The organism is Citrobacter sp. LJND-P06, from assembly GCF_058188415.1.
In genome coordinates this window covers 304,396-319,325 of record NZ_CP187317.1, presented here as the reverse complement: position 1 = coordinate 319,325, position 14,930 = coordinate 304,396, and the positions used below count along the sequence as shown (strand labels likewise).

10 protein-coding genes are annotated in these 14,930 nt (G+C 54.6%); 7 read left to right on the top strand and 3 right to left on the bottom strand.

All coding sequences use genetic code 11. The annotated features are described in order from the left end of the window. The first annotated feature begins 227 nt into the window (after positions 1–227). From feoA to feoC, 3 genes are read left to right on the top strand one after another with little or no spacing between them, the layout of a single operon-like run. Positions 228–455: a ferrous iron transporter A gene (gene feoA, locus ACO7SM_RS01420; RefSeq protein WP_490469426.1), complete on the top strand. Its 228-nt coding sequence runs from the start codon at positions 228–230 to the stop codon at positions 453–455. Between the two features lie 18 nt (positions 456–473). After that, a complete protein-coding gene (gene feoB, locus ACO7SM_RS01415; protein ID WP_490469425.1) occupies positions 474–2,792 on the top strand; it encodes a Fe(2+) transporter permease subunit FeoB in 2,319 nt (772 codons plus the stop codon). Positions 2,793–2,803: 11 nt separating this feature from the next. Further along, positions 2,804–3,040, top strand: coding sequence for a [Fe-S]-dependent transcriptional repressor FeoC (gene feoC, locus ACO7SM_RS01410; RefSeq protein ID WP_490469424.1), 237 nt, complete (start codon positions 2,804–2,806; stop codon positions 3,038–3,040). Between the two features lie 51 nt (positions 3,041–3,091). On the opposite strand, the gene bioH is transcribed toward feoC, so the two are convergent. After that, positions 3,092–3,862, bottom strand: a complete 771-nt coding sequence (gene bioH / locus ACO7SM_RS01405) for a pimeloyl-ACP methyl ester esterase BioH (RefSeq protein WP_490469423.1) — start codon at positions 3,860–3,862, stop codon at positions 3,092–3,094. 37 nt (positions 3,863–3,899) lie between these two features. On the opposite strand from bioH, the gene gntX reads away from it, so the two are divergent. From gntX to gntT, 3 genes are all read left to right on the top strand, one after another. After that, entirely contained in the window at positions 3,900–4,583 is a 684-nt protein-coding gene (gntX, locus tag ACO7SM_RS01400) for a DNA utilization protein GntX (protein ID WP_490469422.1), read from the top strand. 58 nt (positions 4,584–4,641) lie between these two features. Next, positions 4,642–5,217 (top strand): Fe-S biogenesis protein NfuA, encoded by a 576-nt coding sequence (nfuA, locus tag ACO7SM_RS01395; RefSeq protein ID WP_192614270.1) that lies wholly within the window; start codon positions 4,642–4,644, stop codon positions 5,215–5,217. A gap of 312 nt (positions 5,218–5,529) precedes the next feature. Further along, the gene (gene gntT, locus ACO7SM_RS01390) at positions 5,530–6,846 is read left to right on the top strand and encodes a gluconate transporter (protein WP_203359719.1); all 1,317 of its coding nucleotides are present in this window, start codon (positions 5,530–5,532) and stop codon (positions 6,844–6,846) included. A gap of 205 nt (positions 6,847–7,051) precedes the next feature. Here the strand turns inward: gntT and malQ are convergent, their stop codons facing one another. Further along, complete coding sequence (gene malQ / locus ACO7SM_RS01385) at positions 7,052–9,139, bottom strand: 4-alpha-glucanotransferase (RefSeq protein WP_490469421.1); 2,088 nt, start codon at positions 9,137–9,139, stop codon at positions 7,052–7,054. Between the two features lie 9 nt (positions 9,140–9,148). After that, positions 9,149–11,542, bottom strand: a complete 2,394-nt coding sequence (gene malP, locus ACO7SM_RS01380) for a maltodextrin phosphorylase (protein ID WP_490469420.1) — start codon at positions 11,540–11,542, stop codon at positions 9,149–9,151. A 633-nt stretch (positions 11,543–12,175) separates the two neighbouring features. Here malP and malT point away from each other — a divergent pair. Further along, complete coding sequence (gene malT / locus ACO7SM_RS01375; RefSeq protein ID WP_490469419.1) at positions 12,176–14,881, top strand: HTH-type transcriptional regulator MalT; 2,706 nt, start codon at positions 12,176–12,178, stop codon at positions 14,879–14,881. Positions 14,882–14,930 lie beyond the last annotated feature (49 nt).

Sequence of the window (14,930 nt, the reverse complement as noted above, 5' to 3'; positions counted from 1 at the left end):
TGTCCGTAAGGGGAATAAATGTTGAGCCATATCAAGATTGGTTCAATTTATTATACAAAACCACATTCGGTCACATTTTAAGTATTGATGATAGAAACCATTCTCATTATCATTGTACTGTTGATTATTTAATCTTTCCTTCGTTGGCTAATCATCTGGTCTCATGCCCTCCGCTCTGCGCACCGCATGAGGTAAACATCCAGTTAGCGAGAAACAAAGTAGGCCCTATGCAATTTACTCCAGACACTGCGTGGAAAATTACCGGTTTTGCCCGTGAAATCAGTCCGGCGTACCGTCAGAAACTGCTTTCTCTTGGCATGCTGCCCGGCTCTTCTTTTAATGTGGTGCGCGTTGCGCCCTTAGGCGACCCCATTCATATCCAAACGCGTCGTGTTAGCCTGGTATTGCGTAAAAAAGATCTGGCCTTATTAGAAGTGGAAGCGGTTTCCTGTTAATACAGTGAGTCTATAAAAATGAAAAAATTAACCATTGGTTTAATTGGCAATCCAAATTCCGGCAAGACAACCTTATTTAACCAGCTTACCGGTGCGCGTCAGCGCGTGGGTAACTGGGCTGGCGTGACCGTCGAGCGTAAAGAGGGTCAGTTCGCCACGACCGATAACCAGGTCACGCTGGTCGATTTACCCGGCACCTATTCGCTGACCACCATTTCGTCGCAAACCTCGCTTGATGAGCAGATTGCCTGCCATTACATTCTGAGCGGCGACGCTGACCTGCTGATCAACGTGGTCGATGCCTCTAACCTTGAGCGCAACCTCTATCTGACGTTACAACTGCTCGAATTAGGCATTCCCTGCATTGTGGCGCTCAACATGCTGGATATTGCTGAAAAACAGCAGATCCGTATCGATATTGATGCCCTGTCCGCACGCCTTGGCTGTCCTGTGGTTCCGCTGGTTTCCACGCGGGGTCGCGGGATTGAAGCGCTGAAACTGGCCATTGACCGCCATCAGGCGAATGACAGCGTTGATCTGGTGCATTATGCCCAGCCGCTATTACGTGAAGCCCATTCACTGGCTGATGCGATGTCCACGGAAATGCCGTTGCAACAGCGTCGCTGGCTTGGCCTGCAAATGCTGGAAGGCGATATCTACAGCCGCGCCTATGCCGGTGACGCAGCCCAAAATCTGGACGCCTCCATAGCGCGCTTAAGCGACACGATGGAAGACCCGGCGTTGCACATTGCCGACGCGCGTTACCAGTGTATCGCCGCCATTTGCGACGTGGTGAGTAATACGCTGACGGCAGAACCCAGCCGGTTCACTACGGCAGTGGATAAAATCATCCTTAACCGCTTCCTCGGCCTGCCGATTTTCCTGTTCGTCATGTACCTGATGTTCCTGCTCGCCATTAACATCGGTGGCGCTTTACAGCCGCTGTTTGACGTCGGTTCGGTCGCGCTGTTTGTACATGGGATCCAATGGATTGGCTACACCCTTCATTTCCCGGAGTGGTTGACTATCTTCCTGGCCCAGGGTCTTGGCGGTGGGATCAACACCGTTCTGCCGCTGGTACCGCAGATCGGGATGATGTACTTGTTCCTCTCCTTCCTTGAAGACTCCGGTTACATGGCGCGCGCCGCGTTTGTGATGGACCGCTTGATGCAAGCGCTGGGGCTGCCGGGCAAATCATTCGTGCCGCTAATTGTGGGCTTTGGTTGCAACGTCCCCTCAGTGATGGGTGCGCGTACCCTGGATGCACCGCGTGAACGCCTGATGACCATCATGATGGCGCCGTTCATGTCCTGTGGCGCACGCCTGGCGATTTTTGCGGTGTTTGCGGCTGCGTTCTTTGGGCAGAATGGCGCCCTGGCGGTCTTCTCACTCTACGTACTCGGTATTGTGATGGCAGTATTGACCGGCCTGATGCTCAAACACACCATCATGCGTGGCGAAGCCTCTCCGTTTGTTATGGAACTGCCGGTCTACCATGTTCCGCACATTAAGAGTCTGGTCATTCAAACCTGGCAGCGCCTGAAAGGCTTCGTCCTGCGCGCCGGTAAAGTGATCATCATCGTCAGTATTTTCCTCAGTGCCTTTAACAGCTTCTCTCTGAGCGGGAAAATCGTCGACAACATCAACGACTCCGCCCTCGCCTCCGTGAGCCGCGTGATCACCCCTATCTTTAAACCGATTGGTGTTCATGAAGATAACTGGCAGGCAACGGTAGGGCTGTTTACCGGGGCAATGGCGAAAGAGGTCGTGGTCGGTACGCTCAACACGCTCTATACCGCAGAAAACATCCAGGAAGAGGAGTTCAACCCCGCAGAGTTCCACCTCGGTGACGAGTTGATGGGCGCGGTAGACGAAACCTGGCAGAGCCTGAAAGATACCTTCAGCCTCAGCGTACTGGCGAACCCGATTGAAGCCAGCAAAGGCGACGGCGAAATGGCGACCGGCGCAATGGGCGTGATGGGTGCCAAATTCGGTAGTGCGGCAGCAGCTTACAGCTATCTGATTTTCGTCCTGCTGTATGTCCCGTGCATCTCGGTGATGGGGGCTATCTCCCGTGAATCCAGTCGCGGCTGGATGGGCTTCTCCATTCTGTGGGGTCTGAACATCGCCTATTCACTGTCGACGTTGTTTTATCAGGTTGCCAGCTACAGCCAGCACCCGACCTACAGTCTGGTCTGCATTCTGGCCGTCATCCTGTTCAACATTGTGGTGCTGGGTCTGTTGCGTCACGCCCGTAGCCGTGTGGATATCGAACTGCTGGCAACGCGTAAAACGGCAAGTTCCTGCTGCGCCAGCTCAACGGGCGACTGCCACTAAGGCGGTGAACAATGGCTTCACTTATTCAGGTTCGTGATTTACTGGCGCTGCGGGGGCGGATGGAGGCTAAGCAAATTAGCCACACACTTAATACCCCGCAACCTATGGTTGATGCGATGCTGGGTCAACTGGAGAACATGGGTAAAGCCGTGCGCATTCAGGAGGATGCCGACGGGTGCCTCTCCGGAAGTTGTAAGAGCTGCCCGGAGGGGAAAGCGTGTCTGCGCGAGTGGTGGTCGTTACGCTAGTTCACCGCACAAGGCCCGGCGAACAACACATCGCCGGGCAACATGCTGCTGTTACAGTTTTTCCTTCACGGCGATGAGCGCCTGACAAAACGCATCAGGATGCGAGATAAACGGCGCATGTGCCGCTTTCGCAAAAACCTCAGATTCACTCTCCGGCCATAACGCATCCAGCATCGGCACCACTTTGCGCGGCACCAGACCATCCAGATGACCGTACAGACGCAAAAACGGCATAGTCAGTGTTTTTAGCGGCTCACGGAGATCGACGGTTTTGAGGATTTCCAGACCGCCATTCAGCACCTCGACTTCCGGCATGGGCAGTGCCAGTACGGCTTTTTTCAGTGCACGTGCATCCTGACGCGCCGTCTCCGTTCCCAACGTTTGCAGCGCCAGAAAACGTTCCACCGTACGCTGGAAGTCTTCACTCAGTTGATGTTGAAAACCGGCTAAAATTTCCGGTTTGATGCCAGGCCACGCTTCATGAGCGCTAAAGCATGGCGATGAGGCCACGGTGACCAATGCCTGAACACGCTCAGGATGCGTTAACGCCACCTGACTGGCGACCAGCCCGCCCAGACTCCAGCCGAGCCAAACGGCTTTATCCGGCGCCTGTTTCAGTACGCATTCCGCCATCGCCTCGAGCGTCATTGCGCCAAATCCCTGACTCCGGCCAAAGCCCGGTAAGTCAACGAGATGCAGAGTGAAATGCGAAGCCAGTTCCGCGCTTATGCAATTCCAGACTTCGGCATTCAATCCCCATCCGTGCAGCAGCACAAGATGACAATTTCCCTGACCTTCGGTCTGCCACCAGATGTCATTCATCAGTTACTGTTCTCTTTTAGCTAACAAGGATGTGCATATGCTATCAGTACCGGGTTTATGCTGGCTATGCCGAATGCCGCTGGCGCTCGGCCATTGGGGAATTTGTTCGGTATGCGCGCAGTCGGTACGCTGTCGCGTTTGCCTGTGTCCGCAGTGCGGTTTACCGGCCGCACATACCACGCTTCCCTGCGGGCGTTGTCTGCAAAAATCGCCCCCCTGGCAACGACTGGTCACCGTTAGCGACTATGCGCCGCCGCTGAGTTCGCTCATCCACCAGCTTAAATTTTCCCGTCGCGCTGAGATTGCCGTCGCCCTTTCGCGTCTGCTATTGCAGGAGGTATTACTGGCGCGGCGCGCCACTGGCCTCAGGTTGCCAGACCGGATAGTCAGCGTACCGCTTTGGCAGCGTCGCCACTGGCGCAGGGGATTTAACCAAACCGATCTCTTATGCCGTCCGCTGGCACACTGGCTGGGATGCGCCTGGAATAGTCAGTCCGTGACGCGGGTTCGGGCGACGGCCACTCAGCACCATCTCAGCGCGAGATTACGCAAACGTAACCTGAAAAACGCATTCCGCCTTGAATTGCCGGTGCGGGGACTCCATATGGTTATTGTGGATGATGTCGTCACTACCGGAAGTACCGTTGCGGAGATCGCGCAACTGCTTTTACGCCACGGCGCAGCGACTGTCCAGGTATGGTGCCTGTGTCGAACCTTGTAGAGCCTCGATGATGGGCGTATTATAACCAACTAGAATAGTCAACTATTAGGCCATTACTATGATCCATATTTCCGAGGCTGCACAAGCGCACTTTGCCAAACTGCTGGCAAATCAGGAAGAAGGGACACAAATCCGCGTATTTGTGATCAATCCCGGTACGCCTAACGCTGAGTGTGGCGTTTCTTATTGTCCGCCGGACGCCGTGGAAGCAACCGACACGCCCATCAAATTTGACCTGCTGACGGCTTATGTCGATGAGCTGAGCGCGCCGTATCTGGAAGATGCGGAAATTGATTTTGTGACCGACCAATTAGGTTCTCAGCTGACGCTGAAAGCGCCAAACGCGAAAATGCGTAAAGTTGCTGATGATGCGCCGCTGATGGAGCGCGTGGAATACGCAATCCAGTCGCAGATCAACCCACAGCTAGCGGGCCACGGCGGTCGCGTGACGCTGATGGAGATAACCGACGAAGGCTACGCCATTCTGCAGTTTGGCGGCGGCTGTAACGGCTGTTCTATGGTCGATGTCACCCTGAAAGAAGGCATCGAAAAACAACTGCTGAATGAGTTCCCTGAACTGAAAGGCGTTCGCGATCTGACCGAACACCAGCGCGGCGAGCACTCTTACTACTAAGAGCCTGCCTTTGCCCGGTGACACCCTGCTCACCGGGCCTGTATTTGCCTTCTCTTTCCTGCAAGATCCGACCACATAACATGACCTACGTCTCATAATTCAAATTTTGCCTGCCTGGGTGATTCTCAACCCACGCATGTTACCCGTATCATTCATGTGGGCACCTAACCACCCCATAACAGCCGACTAAACTAAAGAGTTTCGAAGGCACTCAGTACTGGTGCCGCTGCGGTTCTGTTCCCCATTGGGAAAACCGGATTTTGTCATCTAAACACTGACGTTACCCATAACAAAGTAAAGGCCAGGTAAATCATGCCATTAGTCATCGTTGCTATCGGTGTAATCTTGTTACTTCTTCTGATGATCCGCTTCAAAATGAACGGATTTATCGCTCTCGTCCTGGTAGCGCTTGCAGTCGGTCTGATGCAAGGCATGCCGTTGGTTAAAGTGATTAGCTCCATCAAGGCTGGTGTTGGTGGAACCCTGGGCAGTCTCGCCCTGATTATGGGTTTCGGCGCCATGTTGGGCAAAATGCTGGCGGATTGTGGTGGCGCGCAGCGTATCGCCACCACGTTAATTGCCAAATTTGGTAAAAAACACATCCAGTGGGCTGTCGTGTTAACCGGCTTCACCGTAGGTTTCGCCCTGTTCTACGAAGTGGGCTTCGTACTGATGCTGCCGCTGGTGTTCACCATCGCTGCTGCTGCCAATATCCCGCTGCTGTTTGTCGGTGTACCGATGGCGGCCGCGCTTTCCGTGACCCACGGCTTCCTGCCGCCGCACCCGGGCCCAACGGCCATTGCGACCATTTTCCATGCCGATATGGGTAAAACCCTGCTGTTCGGTACTATTCTGGCAATCCCAACCGTTATTCTGGCCGGCCCTGTTTTTGCTCGCTGCCTGAAAGGCATCGACAAACCGATTCCGGAAGGTCTGTACAGCGCCAAAACCTTTACTGAAGAAGAGATGCCTGGCTTCGGCGTCAGCGTCTGGACTTCCCTGGTGCCGGTTATCCTGATGGCGTTCCGCGCCGTTGCAGAGATGAGCCTGCCGAAAGGTCACCCGTTCCTGGCTGTCGCAGAATTCCTCGGCGACCCGGTCATGGCGACGCTGATTGCGGTTCTGATTGCGATGTTCACCTTCGGTCTGAACCGTGGTCGCTCCATGGATCAGATTAACGAGACCCTGTCCTCTTCCATCAAAATCATTGCCATGATGCTTCTGATCATCGGCGGTGGCGGTGCGTTCAAACAGGTTCTGGTTGATAGCGGCGTTGATAAATACATCGCCTCTATGATGCACGAAACCAACATCTCCCCGATTCTGATGGCGTGGTCTATCGCTGCCGTCCTGCGTATCGCGCTGGGTTCAGCAACGGTCGCCGCCATTACTGCGGGCGGTATCGTGGCACCGCTGATTGCTACCACTGGCGTAAGCCCTGAGCTGATGGTTATCGCCGTAGGTTCTGGTAGCGTGATTTTCTCCCACGTGAACGATCCGGGCTTCTGGCTGTTCAAAGAGTATTTCAACCTGACCATCGGTGAGACCATCAAATCATGGTCAATGCTGGAAACCATTATCTCTGTCTGCGGCCTGGTAGGGTGTCTGCTGCTGGGTATGGTGGTTTAACACCGCACTTCCAGACTAAAAAGCCGGGGATTCCCCGGCTTTTTTTATGCTTAGCGTTCACCGTGTCGGCCTGATAAGCGAAGCGCCATCAGACGCGATTCGGCACATTGCCGGATGGCGGCTTTGCCTTATCCTGCCTACAACAACCTCACTCGGCCAGGCTACAGATAAGAAAACGCCGGGGTTTGCCCCGGCGTTTTGGTGTTTACTTCTTCTTCGTTGCCGCTTTTCGCCGCTTATCCAGATCCTTAATCAGCTTGTTCACCTCATCATCGGCAAACATCTGTTCAAGAGGGATAGCCAGTTTACGCCGCCAGTTCTTGTACTGTTCGCTGGTGCCCGGAATATTGACCGGCTCCGCCATATCCAGCCAGTCTTCCGGCTGCAACCCCAGCAGCGCGCTATTACTGTCTGCAATATAACGCTGTAGGCCACGATTAAGCGTCGACGTCATCGACATCAGCGATGCCTTATGCCCTGCGCGTTTTGGCAAGCAGCCATACTTGTGCAACGCATCCAGCAGCCCTTGTTTCGCCTGCTCGCGATCCTGATACAGCTCACGCAGAACCGCTTCATCCGGGTAAAGCCCCAGCGTTTTGCCGAGCGTCAGATCGCCGCTGTCCCAATAGCCACGCAGCGTAGGAAGATCATGCGTCGTCGCGACAGCCATTGATTGTTCCGGGTACGCTTGCGGCGCACGGAAGGTCTTCTCATGGTCATTTTCAAAATAGAGGACTTTGTAAGAATAGACGCCGCTATTACGCAGTTTGCTGACGATCTCCACCGGCACAGTACCCAGATCTTCACCAATCACCATACAGTGATTACGTTGACTTTCCAGCGCCAGAATAGAGAGCAGATCGTCCACCGGATAATGAACATAAGCGCCATGATCCGCCGTTTCACCGTAGGGGATCCACCACAAACGCAGCATCGACATCACATGATCGATACGCAGCGCGCCGCAGTTTTGCATATTGGCGCGCAGTAGCTCGATAAACGGCTCATAGGCACGTGCGGTGATAATGTGGGGATCCATTGGTGGCAATCCCCAGTTCTGACCGAGCGGGCCGAGGATATCCGGCGGCGCACCGACAGAGGCTTTCAGGCAATACAGCTCCCGGTCACACCAGGTTTCCGCACCGCCCTCCGCGACGCCCACGGCCAGATCACGATACAGGCCAATCGGCATGTCGAATCCCTGGCTGGTTTGCCAGCAGGCGGCGAACTGGGTATACGCCAGCCACTGTAGCCAGAGATAGAAATCCACCTCATCCTGATGCTGTTCGCAGAACTGTTTGACCTGTGGAGAATCCACCGACTGATACGCCTTCGGCCACACCGGCCAGCCCCAACGCAAGGCGTCCTCTTTCACCTGATAAGCATGCAGCGCGTCGAACGCGGCCTGCCAGTACAGGCTTTCGCCTTCCTGTTCGACAAAGTGGCGAAACTCAGCCATTTGCTCGTCATCACGGGCGGCGAAACCAGGCCATGCCATACGCAGCGCCGTCATTTTCAACGCCGTCACGGCGGTGTAATCCACCCATTCGGCGTCCCGCGCCTGTTTCAGCGCTTTCTGCGTAGCGGGCTTCTGCCACCACGCCTGCGCCTCTTCGCTCTGGCGGAAGTCTTCTACTGCGTTCACATCAATGTAAATGACGTTCAGCCAGCGGCGCGAAGAGGGGCTATACGGACTGGCGCTCTCGGGGTTCGCCGGATACAGCGCATGAATGGGATTCAATCCAATGAAGGAACCGCCGCGTTTCGCTACGTCTACCAGCATGGCCTTGAGATCGCCAAAATCGCCAATCCCCCAGTTACGCTCTGAACGCAGGGTGTAGAGCTGCACACATGCGCCCCACAGTTTTTGGCCCGTCAGCAACGCCTGAGGTTCGTAGCAGCGCTTCGGTGCCACAATGATCCGGCAGTGCGAACGCTGTTCGCCCTGGGTTAATGTCAGCGTGTGATACCCCTCCGGCAGCTTTGCCGGAAGATGAAATGCTTTGCCACCCGTGGCGTGCCCTTTGTGCTGCGCCCCCTCTTCGGTGGTCAATATCCACGTAAACTCCCCACTCCCTTCGACCGCCAGCGGCATTTTTTTGCCTGCGATATACACCATCACATTTGGCACGGGTGTCACCGCCACCGTTGTGGCGGCGGTGGTGCGATGCATGGCGTCAAGCAAACGCCGCTTGGTTTCGGCGCCAATCGACTGCGGTTTACCGTGGGCATTGATATAATTGGGGCTGATCCCCGCCGCTAACGCGGCATTATCCAGACGTTTGCTTTCCATCGCGTTTCCTCAGCGCTTTGCCTGCCAAATGCGGGCCTGATAATCACGGATGGAACGATCCGAGCTGAACATGCCGCAACGCGCCGTATTCAGAATCGCCGCACGGGTCCAGGCTTCCTGGTCGCGATACAGCACATCGACCTGCTTTTGCGCCTCAACGTAGGCAGCAAAGTCCGCCATCACCAGATACGGGTCACCGCCCTGCTTGCCCATGCTATGCAGCATCTGGTCAAACGCGTGCTTATCGCCGCCGCTGTACTTCCCGCTTTCCAGCTCTTTGAGTACCGCATCCAGCACTTTGTCTTTTTTACGCCATTTCACCGGGTCGTAACCTTTGGCTTTCAGCGCTTTCACCTCTTCCACGGTATGACCGAAGATAAAGATGTTCTCATCGCCCACCTTCTCGGCGATTTCGACGTTTGCCCCGTCCAGCGTACCGACAGTCAGCGCACCGTTCAGCGCCAGCTTCATATTGCCGGTGCCGGACGCTTCCTTACCGGCCGTCGAGATCTGCTCGGAGATATCCGCCGCCGGGATCAGCATTTCCGCCGCCGAGACACAGTAATCCGGCAGGAACACCACTTTCAGCATGTCACCCACTTTGGGATCGTTATTGACAGCTTCCGCCACCTTGTTGATCGCAAAGATAATGTTCTTCGCCAGGTAATAACCCGGCGCCGCTTTCGCGCCAAACAAGAACACGCGCGGCACGCGGTCTGCTTTCGGGTTCTCACGGATCTCTTTGTAGAGAGCCAGAATATGCAGCAGGTTCAGATGCTGGCGTTTGTATTCGTGCAGACGCTTAATCTGGATATCGAAAATCGCCTGCGGGTTAATTTCAATCCCGGTACGCACCTTCACAAACTCGGCCAGACGGATTTTGTTCGCCTGTTTAATCTCGCGATACGTCTGACGGAATTTCGCGTCGTCGGCAAATTTCTCCAGATTGATCAGTTGATCGAGATCGTTGGCCCACTCTTTCTTCAGCGACTTGTCGAGCAGCGCGGCAAGTTGAGGGTTGCACTGTTTGATCCAGCGACGCGGCGTAATGCCGTTGGTCACGTTATGGAATTTATTCGGCCACAGTTGGTGATATTCCGGGAAGAGATCTTTTACCACCAGATCCGAGTGCAGCGCCGCCACGCCGTTGACCGCAAAGCCACTCACCACACACATGTTCGCCATGCGCACCTGTTTGTCGTGAACCACTGCCAGCTTAGCCCACACCGCTTTGTCGCCCGGCCAGGTTTTATCCACCAGCGTCTTAAAGCGGTCGTTAATCTCTTTGATTATCTGCATATGGCGCGGCAGCAGCGCTTTCACCAGTTTTTCATCCCAGCACTCGAGCGCTTCCGGCATCAGGGTGTGGTTGGTGTAAGCGAAGGTTTTGCTGGTGATCGCCCACGCATCGTCCCAGCTCATCTGGTGCTCGTCGAGCAGCACGCGCAGTAGTTCAGGAATGGCGATAGTCGGGTGGGTGTCGTTCAGTTGAATCACTTCGAAATCGGCCAGCTCATGCAGCTTGCGACCCGCCAGGTGGTGGCGACGCAGAATGTCAGCCACGGAGCAGGCACACTGGAAGTACTGCTGCATCAGGCGCAACTTTTTGCCTGCGGTGTGGTTGTCATTCGGATACAGCACTTTCGTCAGTTTTTCTGCGTCGATGCCCTGCTGTTCCGCCCGCAGGAAATCGCCATCGTTAAATTTGGTCAGATTAAACGGATGCGCATGGGTTGCCTGCCACAGACGTAGCGGTTGCGCCATCCCATTGCGATAGCCAAGCACTGGCAAATCCCACGCCTGACCCGTTATTACAAAGCCAGGTTCCCAGTGGCCGTCTTTACTCACCTTGCCGCCAATACCGACCTGGACATCCAGCGCTTCGTTATGGCGAAACCACGGGTAACTCCCGCGATGCCAGTCATCTGGCGCTTCCATTTGCTGCCCATCCGCAAAAGACTGACGGAACAGGCCGTACTGATAATTCAGGCCATAGCCTGTCGCGGACTGACCCACGGTGGCCATCGAGTCAAGGAAGCACGCCGCCAGACGCCCCAGACCGCCGTTACCCAGCGCCGGGTCGACTTCTTCTTCCAGCAGGTCGCTCAGGTTGATGTCGTGTGCTTTCAACACGTCACTCACCTCCTGATACCAGCCCAGGTTAAGCAGGTTATTCCCTGTCAGGCGGCCAATCAGAAACTCCATTGAGATGTAGTTAACATGGCGCTGATTTTTCGCCGGTTTTGCCGCGGGTTGCGCGCTGAGTAACTCAGCCAGTGCGCCGCTAACAGCCTGCCACCATTGACGAGACGTCATCTCTGCAGCCGACAGTAAACCGAAACGCTGCCACTGACGCGTCAGGGCAGCCTGAAATTGCTCTTTATTAAAGGTAGGCTGTGACATAGGAATTCCGGGTCCTCAGGTAATAAAACAACGTTATTGCTAGTTTGCCTGGCTCGTTGTTGACCTTCCTCCTCCCACCGGGGATTAGGCGGGGAGGAGTAGTGGGGATGAGCATAAAAATGTGATCGCCGCCACTTAATGATAGTGCGATGACCCGTCAATGCTCAGAATGACCACACAGATCCCTGCAAGCCATACATTGTTTTACGCATTCTCGAAGGGAATAAACAGAGGCCAGGAAAAATTGTGGAATATCATTTAGAAAGAACATGTAAATACGGAAATAATTTCTAACCTAAAATACCCCCCTGGTTTATCACTTTTTCGTAAATGTTTATTCTCCCGAAACGAAAAATGACGATATTCATGACAAAAACGCAGTCGCAATGCAGCGCTGATGACATGCTCTGAAACAGCCTGAATAAGGTATCAATCCAGGATCCGCGCACATTCAGACGATAAAAGAGCGTTTCCAAGCAGATATATTTATATTTGTGACATAGTGCAAATTCAGAAGCACAAAAAGTCCGCTTAACTTGCATTAAACCGGTTTCTGTCCGACCTTATATCTATTAATTACGAAGCGCAAAAAAAATCGTTTTTCCCCATTTCCTCACAGTGAAGTGATTAACTATGTTGATTCCGTCTAAATTAAGTCGTCCGGTTCGACTCGACCATACAGTGGTTCGTGAGCGCCTGTTGGCTAAACTTTCCGGCGCGAACAATTTCAGGTTAGCCCTAATCACAAGTCCTGCTGGTTACGGGAAAACCACGCTCATTTCACAATGGGCGGCCGGAAAAAATGAGTTAGGTTGGTTCTCACTGGATGAAGGTGACAATCAGCAAGAGCGATTTGCCAGCTATCTGATTGCCGCTATCCAGCAAGCCACTGGCGGACACTGCTCGACCAGTGAAGTGATGGTGCAAAAGCGCCAGTACGCCAGCCTGACGTCACTTTTTGCCCAGTTGTTTATCGAACTGGCAGAATGGCATCGCCCGCTGTATCTGGTCATTGACGATTACCATCTCATCTCTAACCCGGTTATCCATGAGTCGATGCGCTTCTTCCTGCGTCATCAGCCAGAAAACCTCACGCTGGTGGTACTGTCGCGCAACTTACCGCAGTTGGGCATCGCCAACCTGCGCGTACGCGATCAGCTCCTGGAAATAGGCAGTCAGCAATTAGCCTTTAACCACCAGGAAGCCAAACAGTTTTTTGACCGTCGTTTATCTTCCCCGATTGAAGCCGCTGAAAGCAGTCGGATGTGTGACGACGTCGCTGGCTGGGCAACGGCGCTACAGCTTATTGCCCTTTCCGCCCGCCAGAACAATAGCCCCGCTCACCAGTCGGCCCGTCGCCTGGCGGGGATCAACGCCAGCCACTTGTCTGATTATCTGGTGGATGAAGTGCTGGACAGCGTCGATGTTGACACCCGTCACTTCCTGTTAAAAAGCGCTGTTTTACGCTCCATGAATGACGCCCTCATCGGCCGTGTTACTGGCGAAGAAAACGGCCAAATGCGCCTGGAAGAGATTGAACGTCAGGGTCTGTTTCTGCAACGGATGGATGACACCGGTGAATGGTTTAGTTATCACCCGCTATTTGGCAACTTTTTACGTCAGCGTTGCCAGTGGGAACTGGCGACCGAGCTGCCGGAAATTCACCGCGCCGCCGCCGAAAGCTGGATGGCGCAGGGGTTCCCCAGCGAAGCCATTCACCATGCGCTGGCGGCAGGCGACGCACATATGCTGCGCGACATTCTGCTTAATCATGCGTGGGGCCTGTTCAACCACAGCGAACTGGCGTTGCTGGAAGAGTCACTGAAAGCGCTGCCGTGGGAAAGCCTGCTGGAAAATCCACGACTGGTGCTGCTGCAAGCCTGGCTGATGCAAAGCCAACACCGTTACAGCGAGGTCAACACCCTGCTGGCGCGCGCCGAGCAAGAGATCAACGGCGTGATGGAAGGTACACTTCACGCGGAGTTTAACGCGCTACGCGCACAGGTGGCGATTAACGACGGCAACCCGGATGAAGCGGAACGGCTGGCAAAACTGGCGCTGGACGAACTGCCGATTGCCTGGTTCTATAGCCGAATTGTTGCCACTTCCGTACACGGTGAAGTTCTGCACTGTAAAGGCGATCTTGCCCAGTCGCTGTCATTGATGCAGCAAACGGAGCAAATGGCGCGCCACCATGACGTCTGGCACTACGCGCTGTGGAGCCTTATCCAGCAAAGCGAAATTTTGTTTGCCCAGGGCTTCCTGCAAGCGGCCTGGGAAACGCAAGAGAAAGCGTTCCAGTTGATCAAAGATCAGCACCTGGAACAGTTACCGATGCACGAATTCCTGGTACGCATTCGCGCGCAGCTCCTGTGGGCGTGGGCGCGTCTGGATGAGGCTGAAGCCTCAGCCCGTAGCGGCATTGATGTGCTCTCTGGCTTCCAGCCGCAACAGCAGTTGCAGTGTCTGGCGCTCCTTGTGCAATGCTCGCTGGCGCGTGGCGATCTGGATAATGCCCGTAGCCAGTTGAACCGGCTGGAAAACCTGTTGGGCAACGGCCAGTATCACAGTGACTGGATCTCCAATGCGGATAAAGTGCGGGTGATTTACTGGCAGATGACGGGCGATAAAAAATCGGCCGCTCACTGGCTGCGACACACGCCAAAACCGGAGTTTGCCAACAACCACTTCCTGCAAAGCCAGTGGCGCAACATTGCCAGGGTGCAGATCCTGTTAGGCGAGTTCGAACCCGCAGAAATTGTGCTGGAAGAGCTGAACGAAAATGCACGTAGCCTGCGTTTGATGAGCGATCTGAACCGCAACCTGCTGCTGCTCAACCAACTGTACTGGCAGGCCGGACGTAAAAACGATGCCCAGCGCGTGCTGCTTGAGGCGCTGCAACTGGCGAATCGTACCGGTTTCATCAGCCATTTTGTGATTGAAGGGGAAGCGATGGCGCAGCAACTTCGCCAGTTGCTTCAGCTCAACATGCTGCCGGAACTCGATCAACATCGGGCGCAACGTATCCTGCGGGAGATTAACCAGCATCACCGACATAAGTTCGCCCATTTTGACGAGGGTTTCGTTGAGCGTTTGCTTACGCACCCGGAGGTGCCGGAACTGATCCGCACCAGCCCGCTGACACAACGTGAATGGCAGGTTCTGGGGCTTATCTATTCCGGTTACAGCAATGAACAGATCGCGGGCGAGCTGGCAGTCGCCGCAACCACCATCAAAACGCACATTCGCAACCTGTATCAGAAACTTGGCGTCGCACACCGGCAGGATGCGGTGCAGCACGCGCAGCAATTGTTGAAGATGATGGGTTATGGGGTGTGATTTTGCCCGGTGGCGCTAGCGCTTACCGGGCCTGCGAGGCGGGTGATTT